This is a genomic window from Polaribacter litoreus (assembly GCF_054584775.1).
Genome location: NZ_JBTLRD010000005.1, coordinates 241,361 through 256,309, shown reverse-complemented (window position 1 = coordinate 256,309; position 14,949 = coordinate 241,361). Strand labels below are relative to the sequence as shown.

General features: G+C 30.2%; 15 protein-coding genes. 6 read left to right on the top strand and 9 right to left on the bottom strand.

All coding sequences use genetic code 11. The annotated features are described in order from the left end of the window. Positions 1 to 60 precede the first annotated feature (60 nt). On the bottom strand, positions 61 to 924 hold the full coding sequence (locus ACW9UN_RS06195) for a sigma-70 family RNA polymerase sigma factor (protein WP_459484885.1): 864 nt from the start codon (positions 922 to 924) through the stop codon (positions 61 to 63). A 461-nt stretch (positions 925 to 1,385) separates the two neighbouring features. Between ACW9UN_RS06195 and ACW9UN_RS06190 the strand changes: the two genes are divergently transcribed. Further along, positions 1,386 to 1,871, top strand: coding sequence for a hypothetical protein (locus ACW9UN_RS06190; RefSeq protein ID WP_459484883.1), 486 nt, complete (start codon positions 1,386 to 1,388; stop codon positions 1,869 to 1,871). Positions 1,872 to 2,003: 132 nt separating this feature from the next. Here the strand turns inward: ACW9UN_RS06190 and ACW9UN_RS06185 are convergent, their stop codons facing one another. Continuing rightward, complete coding sequence (locus ACW9UN_RS06185) at positions 2,004 to 4,352, bottom strand: TonB-dependent receptor (RefSeq protein WP_459484881.1); 2,349 nt, start codon at positions 4,350 to 4,352, stop codon at positions 2,004 to 2,006. A gap of 480 nt (positions 4,353 to 4,832) precedes the next feature. Here ACW9UN_RS06185 and ACW9UN_RS06180 point away from each other — a divergent pair, with 480 nt between their 5' ends. Then, entirely contained in the window at positions 4,833 to 6,002 is a 1,170-nt protein-coding gene (locus tag ACW9UN_RS06180; RefSeq protein WP_459484879.1) for a BamA/TamA family outer membrane protein, read from the top strand. Positions 6,003 to 6,006: 4 nt separating this feature from the next. On the opposite strand, the gene arfB is transcribed toward ACW9UN_RS06180, so the two are convergent. The 5 genes from arfB to greA all read right to left on the bottom strand — a co-directional run bounded on the left by arfB (position 6,007) and on the right by greA (position 8,677). Beyond that, positions 6,007 to 6,411: an alternative ribosome rescue aminoacyl-tRNA hydrolase ArfB gene (arfB, locus tag ACW9UN_RS06175; protein ID WP_459484878.1), complete on the bottom strand. Its 405-nt coding sequence runs from the start codon at positions 6,409 to 6,411 to the stop codon at positions 6,007 to 6,009. A 3-nt stretch (positions 6,412 to 6,414) separates the two neighbouring features. After that, positions 6,415 to 7,011: an ATP/GTP-binding protein gene (locus ACW9UN_RS06170; protein WP_459484877.1), complete on the bottom strand. Its 597-nt coding sequence runs from the start codon at positions 7,009 to 7,011 to the stop codon at positions 6,415 to 6,417. Beyond that, entirely contained in the window at positions 6,972 to 7,604 is a 633-nt protein-coding gene (pnuC, locus tag ACW9UN_RS06165) for a nicotinamide riboside transporter PnuC (RefSeq protein ID WP_459484875.1), read from the bottom strand. Before pnuC ends, ACW9UN_RS06170 begins: the two co-directional genes overlap by 40 nt. An 81-nt stretch (positions 7,605 to 7,685) precedes the next feature. Beyond that, positions 7,686 to 8,075 (bottom strand): HIT family protein, encoded by a 390-nt coding sequence (locus tag ACW9UN_RS06160; RefSeq protein WP_459484873.1) that lies wholly within the window; start codon positions 8,073 to 8,075, stop codon positions 7,686 to 7,688. A 128-nt stretch (positions 8,076 to 8,203) separates the two neighbouring features. Beyond that, a complete protein-coding gene (greA, locus tag ACW9UN_RS06155; RefSeq protein ID WP_459484871.1) occupies positions 8,204 to 8,677 on the bottom strand; it encodes a transcription elongation factor GreA in 474 nt (157 codons plus the stop codon). A gap of 195 nt (positions 8,678 to 8,872) precedes the next feature. Between greA and ACW9UN_RS06150 the strand changes: the two genes are divergently transcribed. From ACW9UN_RS06150 to ACW9UN_RS06135, 4 genes are read left to right on the top strand one after another with little or no spacing between them, the layout of a single operon-like run. Further along, positions 8,873 to 9,292: a Rieske (2Fe-2S) protein gene (locus ACW9UN_RS06150; RefSeq protein WP_459484870.1), complete on the top strand. Its 420-nt coding sequence runs from the start codon at positions 8,873 to 8,875 to the stop codon at positions 9,290 to 9,292. A gap of 53 nt (positions 9,293 to 9,345) precedes the next feature. Further along, on the top strand, positions 9,346 to 10,503 hold the full coding sequence (locus ACW9UN_RS06145) for a 5-(carboxyamino)imidazole ribonucleotide synthase (RefSeq protein WP_459484868.1): 1,158 nt from the start codon (positions 9,346 to 9,348) through the stop codon (positions 10,501 to 10,503). Positions 10,504 to 10,505: 2 nt separating this feature from the next. After that, positions 10,506 to 10,988 carry a 5-(carboxyamino)imidazole ribonucleotide mutase gene (gene purE / locus ACW9UN_RS06140; protein ID WP_397444603.1) on the top strand — a complete coding sequence of 161 codons (483 nt, stop codon included), beginning with the start codon at positions 10,506 to 10,508 and terminating at the stop codon, positions 10,986 to 10,988. A gap of 55 nt (positions 10,989 to 11,043) precedes the next feature. Then, positions 11,044 to 13,059 (top strand): M3 family metallopeptidase, encoded by a 2,016-nt coding sequence (locus ACW9UN_RS06135; RefSeq protein ID WP_459484867.1) that lies wholly within the window; start codon positions 11,044 to 11,046, stop codon positions 13,057 to 13,059. A 71-nt stretch (positions 13,060 to 13,130) separates the two neighbouring features. Here ACW9UN_RS06135 and ACW9UN_RS06130 read toward each other — a convergent pair whose 3' ends face one another. Continuing rightward, positions 13,131 to 14,372, bottom strand: a complete 1,242-nt coding sequence (locus ACW9UN_RS06130) for a glycosyltransferase (protein WP_459484865.1) — start codon at positions 14,370 to 14,372, stop codon at positions 13,131 to 13,133. Beyond that, complete coding sequence (locus ACW9UN_RS06125) at positions 14,373 to 14,846, bottom strand: heme-binding domain-containing protein (protein ID WP_459484863.1); 474 nt, start codon at positions 14,844 to 14,846, stop codon at positions 14,373 to 14,375. It abuts the gene before it with no gap. Positions 14,847 to 14,949 lie beyond the last annotated feature (103 nt).

Below are 14,949 nucleotides of genomic sequence, written 5' to 3'. Positions count from 1 at the left end.
ATCTTAACCCATTAATTTGTAAAATCAAATATATTATTTTTGTGTTGATATGTTTTATCTTTACCCAAGATAATAACGTAAAACTTCATTTTTAGACTTGTTTTGTAAACGTCTAATGGCTCTTTGTTTTACCTGTCGTACACGTTCTCTAGTTAAATCGAATGTTTCTCCAATTTCAGTTAAACTTGATGGAGTGTGGTTGCCTAAGCCGTAAAACATTTTAATTACCTTAGCTTCTTTGTGGGTAAGCTTACTTAAAGCTCTATCAATTTCGGTAGTTAAAGATTCTTTCATTAAATCTTTATCTGGTCTTGGAGATTCATCAGACCTTAACACATTATATAAATTAGAATCTTCACCTTCTCTAAAAGGCGCATCCATAGAAAGGTGTTTTCCAGAATTTTTCATAGATTGTGCTACATTGCTAACTGTTGTGTCTAACTCATTAGCAATCTCTACATAAGTTGGTATTCTTTCGCTTCGTTGCTCTAGTTTAGAGTACACCTTTTTTATTTTACTGATGCTACCAATTTTATTTAAAGGCAAACGAACAATTCTTGATTGTTCTGCTAGAGCAGACATTATAGACTGTCGAATCCACCAAACTGCATACGATATAAATTTAAAACCTCGTGTTTCATCAAAACGTTTAGCAGCTTTTACCAAGCCTAAATTTCCTTCGTTAATTAAGTCAGATAGTTTTAAACCTTGGCCTTGATATTGTTTTGCAACAGAAACAACAAACCTTAAGTTTGCTTGTACTAGTGTATCTAAAGCTCTTTGATTTCCTTTTTTAATTTTTATAGCCAACTCTACTTCTTCATCAGCAGTAATTAAACCTATTTTACTAATTTCTTGAAAATATTTTTCTAAAGATTTTGCATCGCGATTGGTTACTTGCTTTGTAATTTTAAGTTGTCTCATAGTAAGATTTTGAATTTAAATGTTGAATTTTAAGAATAGGTTGTACAAATTAAACTTATGAATGAAGCTTAAAACTTATAGACGAAAATGTACAGGTAGATAAATTAGAAAACGAAATTTAAGAAGTAATCAGTTTTGCTTTGAAGAAAGTTAGTAGTTTGCAACTGATATAAATTTGTTTTTTTCATCGTTTGCAAAATTACAAAAATTAAGTCGATTTTACTAAAAAAAGACCGTTTTTATTATTTTTAGGTCAAAAATAGCCAAAAATGGAGCGGTTTTTGATATTTTTGTGGAGTTTTTGAAATCAGTGAATTGCAATTAAAAAGTGTTCTTAGTTAAACAAATATGATACATTAGTTCAGTAATTAATAGAAAGAGCTAACAATCGATCTGTTTAAGGTAATAAATAATTTGTTTATAAAATACCTTTGTTGTCAATTAAATACAATATCAATATTATGAATAAAATAAAGTTATTAACAGTAGTACTTATCGTGGTTTTTAGTTCGTGTTCTACAAAAAAACAGGATAAAGCTATTTTTTTAGATAATCCGAATGTATTTAGAATTGAACTAGAGAATGGAGAAAAAGAAATTGTTAAAAAAAATTATGAAGATGATTTTATTTTTGAGGATTGGAATGCCTACAATATGGTGCATACACAATTATCTTTAATGAAAAACGAAGAGTATAAAATTTCTAAAAATAGAATTATTTATTTAAAAAAATTTATAAATAACCTGTCTACAACCATGCCGAATTGGTTGCAAAATACTAGTGTAAATCAAGAAATTGATGATGTTGAAACTCAATTTGACACATTAATTGAACAATTGGATGAGTCAACTCAGGTAATAAGAGCAAATTGTAGGGAGTTAAACCAAGAGTTTAATGAGCTGCAAAAAGAAGTAAAAAACACTGTTAAAAATTACACCAACAGTTAATTTTTTGTTGATGAAATAAAAAAAAGAGGCTATCTGAAAAAGTATTAAAACTTGTCATTTCAATTTTGTTTAAAATGACTTATAAATTTATTTTTCAGACAGCCTCTTTTACACTTTAATTGGCCTAATTTTTTAGAATCTTAATGTGGCTCCTAACAAAAAGTTTCGTGTAGCTTGTGGGTAATAATATACAAATCCGCCACCATAATCAATAGCATTAGAAGAATATTCTAAGTCAAAAATATTATTGATTAACCCAGTAAATACAATAGATTCAAATATCGAATTTGGTTTAATTTCGTAAATGATATTCAAATCATTTACAAAATAAGAATCTAAGATACCTCTTTCATCATCTATATTATTTAAAGATTGCTCACCAACATATTTGCTTAAAAATGATATTTGTAGGTTTTCTACAGGAGTATAATTTAAGGCATTACCAATAACCAATTCTGGTGAATATGCAATGTTTGTATTTCCTAAGTTTAGTAAACCTGCACTTGTAGTGGTATTAAAATCTATATTTTTGTTACTACTTAATGCAATATTGGTAGACGTACTAAAAATATCATTTAATTTTACATTAGCATCTATTTCTAAACCTAATCTATAGCTCTCGCCACTTGTGGCTCTAATTGGGCTTCCTACATCATCAACTTCACCAGTAAGTACTAGTTGATTTTGATAAAACATATAATATAAATTGGTGCTTAAAGCCACTTTTTCAGTATTATATCTCCAACCTAATTCAATATCATTTAAAGTTTCATTTTCAGTTACTCCATTTTCAAAATCGTTTCTATTTGGCTCACGATTTGCTCTTGCATAAGACAAGTAATAGCTGTTATTTAGGCTAGTTTTATAGGTTAAACCAAATTTTGGATTAAAAAAACTAAAATCAGTATCTGTAATAAATGGTTGACCTTGAGAGCTTAAACCGTTTGTTTTATAGTTTACAAAACGCCCTTGTAAATCTACAAAACCTAGTAAAGAATTGCTGATTTTAAAAGTTGCTTTAGAAAAAACGCTAAAATCGTTTTTTGTAGCATCTCCTTCATAATATCGATCTCTAATGTTAGCAGTATTTGCAAATTCTCTTGCCCAAATTACTTCGCCAAAATGATCTCCAGAGTAGTTACTGTAAGATAAACCAGAAATTACTTCTACTTTACTATTTTTATAAGTTACATTGGCATTGGCTACATAAAAATCGTTGTCTAACCAACGTCTTCTAATAACATCTGTAATCGGGATAAATACTGGATTTCCATTTTCATCCTCTTCTTCTCTAAGGTCTGTTGCTAGTACAATACCATTATAGCTACTAATCTCATCAGTATCATCTTCATATTGCTCAAAATATCCTCTACCTTTTGTGTAGTTTAAACCTATATTAGTGGACCAGTTGCTGTTAATTTGTTCATTCCAATGCAATTGGTAATGATCTTGCCAGTAATTGTCTGTTTCATTATCATATGTATAAGGATTTTGACGACGATTTTCTTGAAGTTGATCTGCTGTAATACCAAACCAAGATTGGTAGGTTTGTTCTTTATTACCAAAAGTAAGTGCTTTAATTAAGGTATTATCATCTTGATAAACACCTTGCAAAAAATAAGATTTTAAATCGGTAAAAGCTCTATCTATATAACCATCAGAGTAAATGTTAGATAGTCTTCCAGAAATTTCAATTCTATCATTTAGTTTACCTGTACTAAACTTTACTGTATGCTTTCTGGTATTAAAAGAACCAAAAGAGTTTGAAATTTCTCCAAAAGCATTTTCGGCTACAGCGTCTGTTAAAATGTTTAAACTAGCTCCAAAAGCACCAGAACCGTTTGTAGAAGTTCCAACACCACGTTGTAACTGTAAACTTTCGGTAGATGAAGCAAAGTCACCCAAATTTACCCAAAAAGTGCCTTGACTTTCAGCATCATTATAAGGTATTCCATTAATAGTAACATTTACACGAGTTGCGTCTGTACCACGTACTCGAATTCCTGTGTACCCAATTCCTGCACCAGCATCACTGGTAGTTACTACAGAAGGTAAAAAATTCAATAAAATAGGAATATCTTGCCCTAAATTACGTTTTTTTAATTCCTCCTTGTCTACATTAGAATGTGTAATTGGCGAATCTGCATTTACACGAACAGCAGATACCAAAACTTCATCTAAAAGTGCAGTATCAGAATTTAGTTGAACTACATACTCTTCATTTTGAGTAACTGTAATTTTATCAACAATTGTTTTGAACCCTAAAAAAGAAATTTCAAAAGTATAGGTTCCTTTTGGTAATTGAATACTAAAGTTACCTTTGTTGTCGGTAGAAACTCCTTTCTTCATTTCTTTGATTAAAATACTTGCACTTGGCAATGGGTTTTTGTTTTCATCATATACAGTTCCTTTAATTGTAAATGATTGGGCGTTTGCAAGTATACTTGCAAACAAGAATAAAAAAAAAGTGATTTTTTTCATTTTAAAAATTTTAAAACGAATAAAAAGAGGTAATTATTCTTGTGGTTAATATTGAATAATTAAATACGCGAAGTATAACTTCGCTTTTGCACTGGTTAAAAAGGTCTAAAAGACCTTTTCTTAACGCTCGCTTCCTAAACAGCATTACCTGTTCTAGGTTCAATGGGTATGATCTCAGCCGATTTTCAGTGATTAATTTACAGTGCTCAGTGAACAGTGAAATACTGCCTACTGATTACTGTTTATTAATTACCAATAACAGCACCCCTTTATGAGAACGATGCAAAATTAAGTTGGATTTTTTTAATGCGAAACAAAAAAGTGATTTTTTTAATTTAGAAGTACATTTTAAGGATTTTATTTTCCAAATAAATAGTGTGACTTTAATAACTATTCAATAGATTTGTTAAGATTAACTTTGTAGTTGATTGTAGTTATAACAGAACATAAAGCCAATTAGTTACATCATAAAATTTGCTTATGAATATTTTACAAAGGTTCTTAATTTTAATCTGTTTCGTATGTTTTGGAGCAAATTTACATTCTCAAGAAAAAGAGAATGGTTTAGATAAGTTTGTAGATTTTTTTACATTTCATCCTAATAAAAAAAGTGTAGAAAAAGACTCAAGTATATACCCATCTAAAATTATAACAGCCCCAATTATCTATTATTCACCAGAAACAAGTTTAGGATTTGGTATTGGATCCAAATACCTCTTTAAATTTAAAGGAAGTGGTGAAGAGACAAGAACATCTAATATGCCAATTTCGCTATTGTACACTTTAAAAAATCAGTTTTTTATTTTTTCGGGTTTTGAGGTATTCACCAATCAAGAAAAGTGGGTAATTACAGGAAACGTAATATTTCAAAACTATCCAAGACTGTTTTATGGAATTGGAAAGAGTACTCCAGAAAGTAATGAAGAAGCGTATGATAGTTATCAATTTTTGATAGAACCCATACTGATGAAAAGAGTGTTTACACGTTACTTATTTTTAGGTGGTGGCTTGCGTTACAATACCATTTACAAAACCGAAATAGAAGCTGGTGGATTGTTAGACACAACAAAGCCAACAGGTTTTGATGGTTCAACTTCGGTAGGACTAGAATTTGCAGCTTTATATGACAGTAGAGATAATATTTTAAATGCCTCCAAGGGATGGTACTTAGAATTTACAAGAGGCTTTTACTACCCATCTATGGGGAGTACGCATAAATTTGATTTAACAAGATTTGATGTACGTTATTATAAAAAACTGAGCGAAAATAATGATGGTGTTTTAGCTTTTCAAGCAAAAGGACATTTTTCAAACGGAGATGTGCCACTGGCTGAGCACGCCATTTTTGGAAGCGAAGAAATTATGCGTGGTTATATTGAAGGAAGATATATTGAAAAAAACCTATTGGCAACACAGGTTGAGTACCGAAGAACATTTAAAAATAGCAGGTTCGGATTTGTTACTTTTTTAGGCTTAGGAGATGTTTATGGTGATTCTAAAGAATTGAATTTGAGTGATATAAAGCTAAATTATGGTTTAGGTTTACGTTTTATGTTAGATAAAAGAGAGAAGTTAAATATTAGATTCGATTATGGTGCTGGAAATGCATCTTCAGGAAACTTATACGTAAATATTGCAGAAGCTTTTTAAGATATTATTCTAATCTTGGTTTTTTTCGCAAAGTTTTTTTAAGAGAATTACGTTGCTTGTTTTCTGCCTTTTTTTTGATGGAAGAAAAACTTGGTTTTGTAGGCTTTCTTTTTTTAGGACGTTTTAAACCATTTTCTATAATTTTTAAAAAACGTTTGATGGCCAGTTCTTTGTTTTTGTGTTGAGAACGGGTGTCTTCACAAAAAAGAATTAAAACATGCTCTTTTGTTAATTTTGAAGCTAACTTTTCTTTTAAAATTGTTTTTTGATGTTCAGAAAGTACTAGCGAGTTTTCTAAATCAAAAGTCAATTCTATTTTAGAAGACGTTTTGTTAACATGTTGGCCACCAGCACCAGAACTTCTAATGGCTTTGAATTTTAGTTCTAAGAGAATATTTTTGGTAGTCATCAATTAATTTTTCTTAGTGTAAGCGTATAAATTTTCTTTGGTAGCAATAATTTTATCAATAGCAGTTACTGCCGTATTTAACCTTTTTTCTTTGTCTCCTTTAAGTAAAATATATGGTTTGTTGTGGTTTATTAAAGCTTGTTCAAAAGCAGTAAACATCTCTAAACGTTGTTCTGGTCTGTCTCTTAAATCATCAGCTTCCCAAGGGGTATCTATATAAGTTAGTAAATACAAATCGTATTGATTTTCGTATGCTGCTTTGTCTAGCAATTTATCTACAAAACCACCGTAAAACTCTTGCGAATAGACTTTTGTTTCCAGTAAATCTGTATCACAAATTAATACTCTATCTGCTTTTTTTGCCAACTTATTCTCTAATTTCATTTGCCCAATGGCAATAGGTAATAAATCATCAGCTTCACAAGTTTTACGTTCTTTATTCCATTTTTTTTGAAGGTATTCTCTAGCGTATTCAGGCGCCCAAACTGTATGGTAATGATGTGCTAATTGTTTAGAAAGTGTTGTTTTTCCTGTAGATTCGGGCCCAAATAAAACAACTTTTACAATGTTAATGGGTTTTTGTTTAAGCTTTTTTTCCATGCTAAATAACCAAATATTGCAATAAACGTAAAACCTAAGTATTGAAAACTGGTAAACGTAAATCCTTTATAGAAATATAAAGGTACAGAAATGATATCTCCTAGAATCCAAAAAAGCCAATTTTCTATTTTACGTTTTGCCATTAACCACATACCTACAAAGAAAATTGCAGTGGTAAGAGTATCTACATAAGCCACCCAAGACGTCCATTTATCAAAACTTTTATATACTAAAAAAACAAAAATTAGGGTTGCTAAGAAGATATAAATAGCAATTTTTTTTTCTTGTTTTGTTACTTTAGAAATAGGTGTAACATGTGTTTCATCAACTTTTCTTGTCCAAATGTACCAACCATAAACACTCATAACAAAGTAGTAGATGTTAATCATCATATCTCCTAAAAGTTCCCATTTTAAAAGAAGGTATACAAAAATAGAAGTACTAACCAAACCTGTTGGAAATACCCATATTTTATTCTGTTTAGAAAACCAGACAGAAAGAAAACCAAAAAAAACAGCTGTTATTTCTAAAATGATATCAGTTGTTGCGTAGTCTTTATATTGCCCAAAAAAGAAATCAAAAATGTTTAACATTCGTTAATTTGTAAAAATTAAAAGTAAAAAAGTGAAATTGTAATATTTTATTGTTGGTAAAATGTTACGTTATTTGGCAAATTAAACAAAATTCTCTGCAATGCATTTAGCGATTTCTACAAATTCGTTATCAGTAAACGGCTCTTTTTTGGTAAACTGCATATCAGCCATAATATTTGTGGGTATTAAATGCACATGAACGTGAGGCACTTCTAATCCAACAACGCTTATCCCAATCCTTTTACAGGGTATTGCTTTTTCTAATGCTTTTGCAACTCTGTAAGAAAAATCCATTAACGCTAAATATTCTTCTTTAGATAAATCGAAAATTTTATTTTCTTCTTTTTTGGGTACTACTAAAGTATGTCCTTTTGCATTCGGATTGATGTCTAAAAAAGCAAAAAAATTATCATCTTCTGCTACCTTATAACTTGGTATTTTTCCTTCAATTATTTTGGTAAAAATGCTCATTTATGCAATATTAAAAATTTAATTCTTTAATCTAAGTAAATATAAAAAAGAATTCGGGTTTTGGTGATTCCAAAACCCGAATTTATGATTTGTAGATGCTTGCTTTCGCAAAAAAATATAGAAAGTACTTATCTTGAAATTTCAACAATTTCAAATTTCATAATACCACTAGGTACATTAATCTCTGCAATTTCACCTACTTTTTTACCTAACAATCCTTTACCAATTGGCGAGTTTACAGACAGTTTTCCATTTCTAACATCTGTTTCTGAATCAGCAACAAGTGTATAGTTGAATTCCATTCCGTTTGTAGTATTTTTTATTTTTACTTTAGAATGAATCAATATTTTAGAAGTATCTAGTTGGCTTTCATCTAAAATACGTGCATTTGCTACTATATTTTTTAACTTGGCAATTTTGGTTTCTAAGTGAGATTGTTCTTCTTTTGCGGCATGATATTCCGCATTTTCACTCAAATCACCTTTATCTCTGGCATCTGCAATTTCTTGAGTTACTCTTGGTCTTTCAACTTGTTCTAGTTGATGCAATTCTTCTTTTAATTTTTTTAATCCTTCTGGAGAATAATATGAAATTTCGCTCATTTTCTTTATATTTAAAACTTATCCTTTTCTTTGCAAAACATACAATTTATCAAAAAAGAGATAGTACAACTATTTTTTAGCCCTATAAGGGTTAAATTTAAAAATCTCATTGCCTTCGCAGGAATGAGATTGTACTACAAATGTACAAAATATTTGTAACTTGCTCACGCATATATCAATAAACTATTATTAAAAATGATTAAAAAATCACTTTATTTGCTCTGTTTTTTGCTGTTTTTTAGCTGTTTAAATGATAATTTGCCAGCCAATTGTATTAGACCTTTATCCTTAAGTATTACCAAATCTTTAAACACTTCTGAACTTAATGGTGTTTTAACGGATAGGGGTTTTGTTTATATTAATGGAGGTTCTAATGGTATTTTTTTATTGAATAAAGGTCTCGATAAGTTTGTTGCTTTTGATAGAAGATGTCCTGTAAATAATTGTAATGTACCTATGAGTTTCGAGGAAAATTTGGTGTTAAAATGTTCTTGTGATAATAGTGAATACAGCGTTGATTTAGGAGGAACACCACAGACTGAAGGATTTGAATGCCCTGCAGTAGAATACAATGTAGTTAAAGTGGGTAACTCAATTCGAATCAGTAATTTTTAATAGTTTCTTAGCTTTTAGATGCTTATTTTTGCTAAAATACAATTACAATTATCGTGAAAAATTATTTTTCTTCAGACTTTAAATTAGGCGTTTTAGGTGGTGGTCAGCTAGGTAGAATGTTGTTAGCAGAAACTCAAAAATTCGACATTCATACTTCAATTTTAGATGGCAATGCAACTGCACCTTGTGCAGAAATTTGCAACACATTTGTTGTTGGAGATTTATTAGATTTTGATGCCGTTTACAATTTTGGTAAAACTGTAGATTTAATAACCATAGAAATTGAAAACGTAAATCTGGATGCTTTAGATAAACTGGAGGATGAAGGCTTAACCATTTATCCAAAGCCAAAAGATTTAAGAATTATTCAAAGTAAAGCAAGACAGAAAAATTTTTATATAGATCATCAAATACCAACAGCAGAATTTTCTCATTATGCTTATTTAGAAGAATTAAAGCATTCTTTTGAAAACAATATTATCGATTTTCCTTTTGTTTGGAAAGCTGCACGTTTTGGTTATGATGGTAATGGCGTAAAAATTGTAAGAAATGTAGAAGATTTACACAGTTTACCTAATGTAGAATGCATTACAGAAAAATTAATTCCGTTTAAAAATGAATTGGCAGTTATTGTGGCTAGAAATTCTGATGGAGAACTATCTACTTATCCAGTTGTAGAAATGGAATTTCATCCAGAAGCAAATCAAGTTGAGTATGTAATTTGCCCAGCAAGAATCGATTTTAAAGTTGCAGAAAAGGCAAGAGAAATAGCGTTAAAAGTAGTTAGCGAATTAGATTTTGTAGGTTTATTGGCTGTAGAAATGTTTCAAACAGTAGACGATAAAATATTGGTAAACGAAGTTGCTCCAAGACCACATAATTCTGGTCATTATTCTATAGAAGCCAGTTATACCAATCAATTTGAGCAACATTTACGTTCTATTTTAAATCTTCCTTTAGGAAACACAGAAAGTAAAGTAGCAGGAATAATGGTAAACCTTGTTGGAGAAGAAGGTTTTTCTGGTGATGTAATCTATGAAAACTTAAATGACATCTTAAAAATTGATGGAGTTACGCCTCATATTTACGGAAAGAAAGAAACGCGTCCATTCAGAAAAATGGGACATGTAACCATTGTGAATTCTGATATTGATAAAGCTAGAGAAATAGCACAAAAAGTTAAAGAAACGATTAGAGTGATAAGCAAATAATTATGGTAGGAATAATAATGGGAAGCGATTCAGATCTTCCAATAATGCAAGAAGCAATAGACATTTTAGAAAGTTTTGACATACAAATAGAAGTAGATATTGTATCTGCTCATAGAACTCCAGAAAAATTATTCGACTATTCTAAAAATGCACACAAAAGAGGTATAAAAGCAATTATTGCTGGTGCTGGAGGTGCTGCTCATTTACCAGGAATGGTGGCAAGTATGAGTCCTTTACCTGTAATTGGAGTTCCTGTAAAAAGCAGAAATTCTATAGATGGTTGGGATTCTGTTTTATCAATATTACAAATGCCAGGAGGTGTGCCAGTTGCAACTGTAGCTTTAGATGGTGCAAAAAATGCAGGTATTTTAGCAGCTCAAATTATTGGTGCTTCAGATAAATGTGTTTTAGATAAAATTATCGCTTACAAAGAAGGCTTAAAACTTAAAGTTGAAAAAGCCGCTAAAAAAATTCAAAATTCCTAGTTCAGGATTCAAAGTTACCATTGAATATTAAATTTTAAACATTGAACATAACAGAATGAACCCACTTTTACAAGATTTTAATACAGCTCCGTTTACAAAAATATCTTCTGATGATTATAAACCAGCTATTAAAAAAGGGATAGAAATTGCAAAAGCAGAAATAGACGAAATTGTTAATAATACAGAAGCACCAACTTTTGAAAATACTACTGTTGCTCTAGATTTTACAGGTGAAAAACTGAATCGTATTACTTCTATCTTTTTTAACTTAAATTCTGCTGAAACTAATGATGCTATTCAGAAAATAGCACAAGAAGTTTCGCCTTGGTTAAGTGAATTTAGAAACGACATTACTTTAAACGAAGCCCTTTTTGAAAGAGTAAAAGCTGTTTTTGATGATAGAGAAAATTTAGATTTAACACCAGAACAACAAATGTTGTTAGAAAAGCAATACAAAGGTTTTGCTAGAAATGGTGCAAATTTAAGTGATGATAAAAAATCGAAATTAAGAGAAATAGATTCAAAACTATCTAAATTATCTTTACAGTTTGGCGAAAATGTATTGGCAGAAACCAATGCTTTCGAACTGCATTTAACCAATGAAGAAGATGTTTCTGGTTTACCAGAATCTGCAAAAGAAGCTGCTCAACAATTAGCACAAGAGCAAAACAAAGAAGGTTATATTTTTACATTGCATTACCCAAGTTACATTCCTTTTTTAACCTATGCAGACAATAGGGAATTGCGCAAAAAAATGGCAATTGCAGCTGGTAAAAAAGCGTTTCAAGACAATGAGTTTAACAACGAAAAAATAGTTTTAGAAATTGTAAACTTACGTCAGCAAAGAGCAAATTTATTGGGATATAAAACGCATGCTCATTTTGTTTTAGAAGAACGAATGGCAGAATCTCCAGAAAAAGTAATTGAATTTTCCAACAATTTATTGGCAAAAGCGAAACCTGCTGCTCAAAAAGAATTTGAAAATTTAGAAAAATATGCTAAAAATTTAGACGGAATAGATAAACTCCAAAAATGGGATGGTGCTTATTATTCAGAAAAATTAAAGAAAGAACTATTCGATTTAGATCAAGAGGTTTTAAAGCCTTATTTTAAATTAGAAAATGTAATTGATGGTGTTTTTGAAATCGCAAATCGTTTGTACGATTTAAATTTTGAAGAAGTAGATACCATCGAAAAATATCATCCAGAGGTAAAAACCTATAACGTAACCGATAATGATGGTAATTTTATTGCTGTTTTTTATGCGGATTATCATCCTAGAAAAGGCAAAAGAAATGGTGCTTGGATGACGAGTTACAAAACCCAACAAATTAAAAACGGAGTAAACCAAAGACCTCACGTTTCTATTGTGTGTAATTTTACAAAACCCACAGCTACAAAACCCTCTTTATTAACTTTTAATGAGGTTACAACTTTGTTTCACGAGTTTGGTCATGCTTTGCATGGGATGTTAGCAAACACCACTTACAACAGTTTGTCTGGCACTTCTGTTTCTTGGGATTTTGTTGAATTACCAAGTCAGGTTTTAGAAAACTGGTGTTATGAAAAAGAAGCTTTAGAGTTGTTTGCAAAGCATTACGAAACAGGCGAAGTTATCCCTATGAAATATGTAGAAAAGATTAAAGAATCTGCAAGTTTTCATGAAGGAATGCAAACTTTACGTCAATTAAGTTTCGGACTTTTAGATATGAAATGGCACTCAGAAGATCCATCAGAAATTACTTCTGTAAAAGGTTTTGAAATTGATGCTTTTTCTGAAACCAGATTGTATCCTGATGTTGCAGAAAACTGTATGAGTACAGCATTTTCTCATATTTTTCAAGGTGGATATTCTGCTGGATATTATTCATACAAATGGGCAGAAGTTTTAGATGCTGATGCTTTTGAATATTTCTTAGAAGAAGGAATTTTTAACAAAGAAGTAGCTACAAAATTTAAAGAAAACGTACTTTCTAAAGGTGGAACTGTAAAACCAATGGAATTGTACAAACGCTTTAGAGGTCAAGAACCAAAACCAGAAGCTTTATTAAGAAGAGCAGGACTTATATAATTACAAATTAATAATTTTCAATTACGATTTATGGTTATTCGTTTTCATAATTCGTAATTGAAATTTTGTAATTAACTCTTATTTTTAGCCTCAATCCATTTACTCATAAACTTAGTTGCTTGTAATGTTTGATGTTGCAACATGCTTCCTAAAAAATTCTGAGATCTGTGTTGTTCTAAATTATTTTGAATTTCTTTTATTTTATTCATAAAAGGGACTTCTAATTTTTCTTTATTATATATATGATTGATGATTTCCACTCCAGTTAATTGTGCATTTTCCCAAAGAGATTTGCTTATGTACAATTGAGTTGCAATTAATGCAAAATTTGAGAAATCATCTTCAATAAAACCTGGCCAAGGAAAATTACCACACATTCCTTCTGCTCCAATTGTTGTGGTTACACTTGGTGTTCCACAAAGCATGGCTTCTGTCAATTTCCCTTTTATACCTGCTCCAAAACGCAAAGGTGCTAATACTAATCTTGCATTTTCAACAACTTCTCTTGAATTTTCTGCAAAACCTTTAATTAGAAATCCGTCTTTTTTATTGTGCAATTGCTCAATTTGTTGATTTACATATGCTCCATAAATATGAAGTTCTGCTTTTGGCAAATATTCTCTGATTTCTTTCCAAATTTCATTTTTCAAAGTAAGTACAGCATCAACATTTGGTTTGTGGAAAAAGTTTCCAATAAAAACAAAATGTTCTCTTTCTTCAAATGATTTCCATTTTTTTGTTTGATGTTCATCAAGCTTATCTAACAAAAAAGGTAAATAATATAGAATATTTTCATCAATCTTAAAAACAGATTTTAGCAATTCCATTTCATAAGTTGATATAATTAAAGACAAATCGCATCGTAAAATAGAAGCAATTTCTCTTTTAGTTTCATCGGCTTTTAACAAAGCTTCGTTAGTAAACTCCTCTCCTTTTTTTAATTGTTGATGTCTGGCTTTTCGTAAAAAATGTAAATCTTCTGTATCTAAAATTCGTAGAGCATTTGGGCAGTTTTCTGCAACTCGCCAACCAAATTGTTCTTCTATCATAAATCGATCAAAAACAACAATATTTGGGTTTAATTTTTGAATAAAATCATCAAAAGAAGATGAATTCAGCTCAATAGCTACTGTTGCAATCCCTAAAGAATCTAGGTTAAAAGCGTTTTCACTTTTTTGAGCAGTAGCAGCAAAAGTAATTGTAAAATTATGTTTTAAAAAAAGTGCAATCAATTGCAACATTCTACTGCCAGCAGCAGAAGAATTGGGCTCTACCCAAACTGCACCAATAATTAAAATAGATTGTTTTTTCAACTATTTTGCGGTCATTTGTTGCTTGTAATCTGCCTGTACTTTTTTACCCCAAGTTACAATTGCATTAATTTGTTCTTGTGTTAAATTTGCTTCAGAATGCGTCCAAGTATAAGAATCTAAAGGCATTTCACCTTTCTCAACTTCTTCATACAATTCATCCATTTTATGCTCTTTTCTTTTTAATGAATATTCGCTCCATTTAGAAAAATCTAAATGTTTTTTTCCATCTCTAATATGCTCATCTAACCAATAATTTACTGGAGTTATTGCATTGTACCAAGGATAGTTTGTTTTGGCTGAATGGCAATCAAAACAACTTGTTTTCATAATAGCAACTACATCTTCAGGTGGATTTGTTTCAGCAATAAATGCATTTACAGTATCTAAATTCCCATCATTTTTCTCAGGGCCAAAAAACTGTGCTATAATCAATATTAAAAGTAAAACTATCCCTATTTTTTTTAAAACTTTCATCAGATTTGCTTTATAAATTATCAAAAAGTAAATCTACATAATTTGAATAGTATTCTCTAAAAATATATGTATTTTTGTTGTAAAATTTCCATTAAAATACATT

Coding starts and splice junctions, on each gene's coding strand:
- ACW9UN_RS06195 (WP_459484885.1), bottom strand. CDS start 924: ATGAGACAACTTAAAATTACAAAGCAAGTAACCAATCGCGATGCAAAA.
- ACW9UN_RS06190 (WP_459484883.1), top strand. CDS start 1,386: ATGAATAAAATAAAGTTATTAACAGTAGTACTTATCGTGGTTTTTAGT.
- ACW9UN_RS06185 (WP_459484881.1), bottom strand. CDS start 4,352: ATGAAAAAAATCACTTTTTTTTTATTCTTGTTTGCAAGTATACTTGCA.
- ACW9UN_RS06180 (WP_459484879.1), top strand. CDS start 4,833: ATGAATATTTTACAAAGGTTCTTAATTTTAATCTGTTTCGTATGTTTT.
- arfB (WP_459484878.1), bottom strand. CDS start 6,411: ATGACTACCAAAAATATTCTCTTAGAACTAAAATTCAAAGCCATTAGA.
- ACW9UN_RS06170 (WP_459484877.1), bottom strand. CDS start 7,011: ATGGAAAAAAAGCTTAAACAAAAACCCATTAACATTGTAAAAGTTGTT.
- pnuC (WP_459484875.1), bottom strand. CDS start 7,604: ATGTTAAACATTTTTGATTTCTTTTTTGGGCAATATAAAGACTACGCA.
- ACW9UN_RS06160 (WP_459484873.1), bottom strand. CDS start 8,075: ATGAGCATTTTTACCAAAATAATTGAAGGAAAAATACCAAGTTATAAG.
- greA (WP_459484871.1), bottom strand. CDS start 8,677: ATGAGCGAAATTTCATATTATTCTCCAGAAGGATTAAAAAAATTAAAA.
- ACW9UN_RS06150 (WP_459484870.1), top strand. CDS start 8,873: ATGATTAAAAAATCACTTTATTTGCTCTGTTTTTTGCTGTTTTTTAGC.
- purE (WP_397444603.1), top strand. CDS start 10,506: ATGGTAGGAATAATAATGGGAAGCGATTCAGATCTTCCAATAATGCAA.
- ACW9UN_RS06135 (WP_459484867.1), top strand. CDS start 11,044: ATGAACCCACTTTTACAAGATTTTAATACAGCTCCGTTTACAAAAATA.
- ACW9UN_RS06125 (WP_459484863.1), bottom strand. CDS start 14,846: ATGAAAGTTTTAAAAAAAATAGGGATAGTTTTACTTTTAATATTGATT.